This window comes from uncultured Leptotrichia sp. (assembly GCF_938036635.1).
Lineage (GTDB): Bacteria > Fusobacteriota > Fusobacteriia > Fusobacteriales > Leptotrichiaceae > Leptotrichia > Leptotrichia hongkongensis.
Genome location: NZ_CALHQO010000138.1, coordinates 1 through 5,155 on the forward strand (window position 1 = coordinate 1; position 5,155 = coordinate 5,155).

Genomic DNA, 5,155 nt, shown 5'->3' on the forward strand with positions numbered 1-5,155 from the left:
AATATAGAATATAATAATATAGATTCTATATATTTATATAAGGGCAAGGAATTTCAAAAAGCATTTTCAGATTTTAAAATTATGAGAATTGATAAAAAAAAGCCTATATCAAAACCAGCAGAGGATTTAATTTTGATGAAGTTACACAGATTAGCAGGGAATAATGAGCAATTAGCAATAGAAATATTAAACAAATCGACTATAAACAGCTGGAAAGATATTTTTCCGATAGATAAAAAACAGGGAGGAAATAACAATGCAAGCAATAGCAGAAATGGTAAAGCAAAGAACAGGAAACCAAATTATGACCTCGAATTCTAACACGTTTAAAGGCGTTGAAACCGTTAATATTCGAGAAATTAATAAAAACAAGGAAATAAATTATTTTAGAAACATTTCAAATTTACCTAAAAAAATTGAAGACTGCACTTTTGAAAAAGCAGTTGTGAAAAATCAAGAAGAAATGAAAATCAAAAATCTTATTGAAAGATACTGTAAAAATTTCAACAAAGCTTTAGATAACGGTATAGGATTATATTTTTATGGTGTTAGGGGTACAGGAAAAACATTTTACAGTTTGTGTGTATTCAATGAACTGTCGAAAAATTACAAAGTTTACCGAACAAGCTTAATGGGCATTTACAAAAGAATTAAGAAAACTTGGAAAAACAAGGACATGGATGAAGACCAAGTGCTAGGCGATTTACTGAAAGCAGATTTGATAATTCTCGACGACTTAGGCAAGGAATATTTGAGTGAAGAATGGGGTAAAGAAAAACTATTTGAGATATTTAATATGCTTTACGAACAGGAAAAATGCTTAATAATTTCCACAACAATGGATCCTAGCCAAATGTCAGAGTATCTAAGTATAAACGGAAGTGATGATGTTCTTGACAGATTCAGAGAGAATTGCAAAGGGCTGGCTTTTAATTGGGAGAGCAGAAGAAAAGAGGTTAAAAAAGAAATTTTTAAGGAGATATTTGGATAAATGCGAAAAATCAAAGTCATAGAACTTTTTGCAGGAGTTGGAAGTCAGGCAATGGCTTTACGAAATATCGGAATCGATTATGAAGTCATAGGAATTTCCGAAATAGATAAGTTTGCTTGTAAATCTTATGAAGCGATACACGGAAAAGTTAAAAATTTCGGAGACATAACCAAAATTGATAAACTTCCATACTGTGACCTGCTTACATATTCATTTCCCTGTCAAGATTTAAGCATTGCTGGACATCGAAAAGGAATAAGCAAGGATACAAGAAGTGGATTGCTTTTGGAAGTTGAAAGATTACTTCTGAAAGCAAAAGAGGACGGAACATTGCCCAAGTATCTTTTACTAGAAAATGTCAAAAATCTCGTTGGAAAGAAGTTCATCAAAGATTTTGAACGTTGGTTAAACTTTCTAAATTCCTTAGGTTATTACAGTAACCGGGAAGTACTTAATGCCAAAGACTACGGAATACCTCAGAACAGAGAACGTGTATTTGTTGTTAGCAGTCTTGAGAATATGCACTATAAGTTTCCAAAGGCGGTTGAACTGAAATCTAAAATGAAAGATTTGCTAGAGGAAAAGGTAGACGAAAAGTATTATTTATCTGAGAAACATCTGAAATGCTTTTCTGACATGAAAAATAGAAACGGATTTATAAGGGGCGAAAGATTTAATCCTAGAAAACTTGAAGAATGTAATACTGCGTTTGCCATAACAACAAGAGTAGGAGCGAGACCAACCGACAATTTCATAATACAAAAAGGACACGGATTCAATAAAGGCGGAATAAAAGAGAATATAGTTCCAGCTTTAACAAAGAGTTCGTGGCATGAAAATAATTTTGTTGTAAATATAAATCCAAGCGGGCGAGGTATGAACGGAAACGTGTATAATACCGATTTAAGCCCAACTCTTACAACGAACAAAGGAGAAGGAATTAAAATTTTACAGAACAATGATTACAGAATAAGAAAATTAACTCCACTTGAATGTTGGCGATTAATGGGATTCAGAGATATGGACTATTATGCCGCAAAGTCAGTGGGTATATCAGATGCACAATTATACAAGCAGGCAGGAAATAGCATAGTGGTGACAGTTTTAGAAGCCATATTCAGAAACTTGTTTTTCAAGAAACACAGAAGAAAACAAGGGATTGTAGCGGAACAGATTAGAATATTTTAGGAGGATAGATGAAAACAGTAAGAATAAACGACCTAGTAAAAAGAAATAAACAAATTTTAAGAAGAAGAAAGGTTATCGAAAAGAAATTGAAAGATTTGCAGCAAGAAGACAACGAACTTCTGAAGGAGTTGGAACGAAACAACAACTTCTTTACAAAACGAGGAATGGAACAGATAAAATGAAAATAACACTTATCTGCCTAAAGATAGATAACAACGAACTGAAAACAACCGATAAAAAAGAATGGCTTAAATTCATAAAAAGTCATCGTGGCAACGTAAAAAGCATAGAGCAATTTAACTGGGAGATTCCAGAAAATAAATTGCAGAAGGCTTTGGAATATTCGTTTGATGAACTTTATAAATTTAAGCTAGAAGAAGGGAGAAAAAATCAAGAATGAAAATTTTTATATCCGGAAATGTGCCAAGTTCCAAAAACAGCAAACGTTGGACAGGCAAAAGGCTGATAAATTCGGAAACTGTAATGAGATACAAGAAAAATACAGCTGATGAATGGTGGCAAGGAAGAATAAAATTCAAGGAGATGTTAAAAGGCAAAGAAAAGCCTTATAAAATTGGATTTTATTTTATAAGAAATAGTAAAAGGGCATTTGACTATGTGAATGCTGCACAGCTTCCGTTAGACTTAATGCAAGAAAACGAATGGATAGAGAATGATAATATGGAAAATATCATTCCTGTTTTTCTAGGGTATGAAGTCGATAAGGAAAATGCAGGGTTAAGAATAGAAATTTTATAGGAGGGAATGAAAAATGGAACAATGGGAAAAATTAGTCGGCTTAGTAAAAGAGTTTTATATTGCGTTCGGCCAACAAGAATTTTTAGAAAAAGAAATAACCGACGAAAGAATAAAATTGAGAAAAAAGTTATTTAATGAAGAATTTAAAGAATACAATGTCGCAGAAAAAAATAAAGATAGAGTAGAAATGTTAGACGCAATATGCGACATGTACTACATCTACATTGGAACATTATTAGAACTGCATAAAGGCAATATTGGAGACGTTGCTTCAAGGATATTTTTTCTATCAGATGAAAAAACAGATTTTCTCTTTAAACTAGAAACAGAAAATGGATTTGATAAAATTTTACCCAAAGCATTTGAAGAAGTGCATCAAAGCAATATGTCAAAACTTGAAAATGGAAAAGCAATTTTCAGGGAAGACGGAAAAATATTAAAAGGAAAAAATTATTTTAGACCGAATTTAAAGCAGTTTATTGAATAAAAAAATAGGAGGAAAAAGAATGAATGAATTAATGAATATAGAAAGCAGAAACACGCTAACAAGTTTAGATATAGCGGAAATAACAGGAAAGGAACATAAAAATATTTTGTCTGACATAAGAGATGAAATAAGTAAAATAGGGGAAGAGAGAGGTCGGCTAATTTTTCAGCCAACCACATATATTGATAATTTTAACAGAAATCAACCTGCATTTCTTTTGAATTACAAAGGAGTGCTACAACTTGGTGCAAGATATAATGCTGAAACAAGATTTAAACTTATCGAAAAGATTGAACAGCTTCAAAAACCAATGACAGTAGAAGATATGATCATATTGCAGGCAAACGAAATGAAAAGTGTCAAGCATAGAATTGACATCGTGGAAAACAAAGTTGATAACGAGATAAGAATAGACCATACAGAACAAAGAAAATTACAAAAAGCAGTTTCGATAAGAGTTTATCAAAGGCTGGATGTGATAGACGCTGACAGAAATTTAATGTTTCCTGCAATTTACAGAGATTTAAAGGACAGGTTTGGAGTTGCAAGCTACCGTGATATTAAGAGAAAAGACTTAACTGAAGCACTGGCATACGTACAGAACTGGATAGAAAAAGCGGAATTGAGGAATTGAGATAGAAGAGATTAAGTTGATAAAAGGACAATGACAACTAAATAGTAACTGTGAAAGCATTGCTTTTTCTGAAATTCAGGATATAATATATTATTCCGAAGAAAGGAAATAAAATGTGGAAAATGTATAACGAAACCAAAGCAGATTTAAAAGTCAAAATTGGTGGTTCTGATGAAATTGATGCAAAAGAACTGTCAGAATTTTTAAAAGGAACGTACGATACTTTAGCAAAAATAACATCAATAAATGCAAAGGATTCTTATTTTAAATTAAATTTCAAAGCTTCAGATAAAGGTTCTGTTATTTTAGATTTTTCTGCGATAACTCCTGAAATTTTAAAAATAACAGGATATGTTGTATCGGCGGCAACGATAATAAAAATGTATTTAGAGATTATAAAATTAGTAAAAGACTTAAAAGGGAAAAAATTTAAAAAAATAGATCCTGATACTGGAAATATAACTAATTATTATGGAGAAGTTAATAATTATAATATCGAAACTGTAAATTTATATTTATCAAATCCAGATGTAAGCAAAGAAATAAAAAAAAGTATAAAAAAAATAAAAGATAGAGAAAATTTAAAATATTTTCTCAACAATGAAGATGCAGAATTAGAATTATCTAAAGAAGATATGAACGTAATGACTGCGGAAGAAAAAGAAACTGAAGATACAGAAGAAGAACTGGAAAATTTATTAGAAAATATAGAACTGAAGGTATACAAAGTACCTTTTCAAGGAAATTCGCAATGGGATGTAATTTTTAATAATGAAATTACAAAAGTCTCTGTTTGGGATCAAGAATTTTTAAAAAAACTTCATGCTGGAGAAATCTTACTTAGTTCACAAGATATATTCATTGTGGATATGAAAGAAGTTAAAGAAAAAGATAAAGTAAAATATTATATTTTAAAAGTACAGGAGGTAAAAAGATTAGAAAATATAAAAATTTATTAAATCACAGTTATTAATTTGGCTGTGATTTTTTTATGGAGGAAAAATGGATGAAAATATATTGGAAAAAATAAAAATTAGATTATTAAGTGGAATCGAAGTAAATGATAGCGATTTCAACTTTATGAAGTTGAACGCTA

9 protein-coding genes are annotated in these 5,155 nt (G+C 30.8%); all 9 read left to right on the forward strand.

All coding sequences use genetic code 11. The annotated features are described in order from the left end of the window. Positions 1 to 321 (forward strand): hypothetical protein (locus tag Q0370_RS02580; RefSeq protein WP_299571707.1); only part of this gene is annotated, 321 nt, incomplete at its 5' end. Next, complete coding sequence (locus Q0370_RS02585) at positions 257 to 991, forward strand: ATP-binding protein (RefSeq protein WP_299571709.1); 735 nt, start codon at positions 257 to 259, stop codon at positions 989 to 991. The genes Q0370_RS02580 and Q0370_RS02585, both read left to right, overlap by 65 nt. Beyond that, positions 992 to 2,179 carry a DNA (cytosine-5-)-methyltransferase gene (gene dcm, locus Q0370_RS02590; RefSeq protein ID WP_299571711.1) on the forward strand — a complete coding sequence of 396 codons (1,188 nt, stop codon included), beginning with the start codon at positions 992 to 994 and terminating at the stop codon, positions 2,177 to 2,179. A gap of 8 nt (positions 2,180 to 2,187) precedes the next feature. Then, on the forward strand, positions 2,188 to 2,361 hold the full coding sequence (locus Q0370_RS02595) for a hypothetical protein (protein WP_299571714.1): 174 nt from the start codon (positions 2,188 to 2,190) through the stop codon (positions 2,359 to 2,361). Then, complete coding sequence (locus tag Q0370_RS02600) at positions 2,358 to 2,579, forward strand: hypothetical protein (RefSeq protein ID WP_299571717.1); 222 nt, start codon at positions 2,358 to 2,360, stop codon at positions 2,577 to 2,579. The genes Q0370_RS02595 and Q0370_RS02600 overlap by 4 nt, the downstream gene beginning before the upstream one ends. Further along, entirely contained in the window at positions 2,576 to 2,938 is a 363-nt protein-coding gene (locus Q0370_RS02605; RefSeq protein ID WP_299571720.1) for a hypothetical protein, read from the forward strand. The genes Q0370_RS02600 and Q0370_RS02605 overlap by 4 nt, the downstream gene beginning before the upstream one ends. Before the next feature lie 13 nt (positions 2,939 to 2,951). Continuing rightward, entirely contained in the window at positions 2,952 to 3,425 is a 474-nt protein-coding gene (locus Q0370_RS02610) for a nucleoside triphosphate pyrophosphohydrolase family protein (RefSeq protein WP_299571722.1), read from the forward strand. A 19-nt stretch (positions 3,426 to 3,444) separates the two neighbouring features. Continuing rightward, positions 3,445 to 4,059 (forward strand): Rha family transcriptional regulator, encoded by a 615-nt coding sequence (locus tag Q0370_RS02615; protein ID WP_299571724.1) that lies wholly within the window; start codon positions 3,445 to 3,447, stop codon positions 4,057 to 4,059. A 113-nt stretch (positions 4,060 to 4,172) separates the two neighbouring features. Continuing rightward, a complete protein-coding gene (locus tag Q0370_RS02620) occupies positions 4,173 to 5,018 on the forward strand; it encodes a hypothetical protein (RefSeq protein ID WP_299571727.1) in 846 nt (281 codons plus the stop codon). Positions 5,019 to 5,155: the final 137 nt, after the last annotated feature.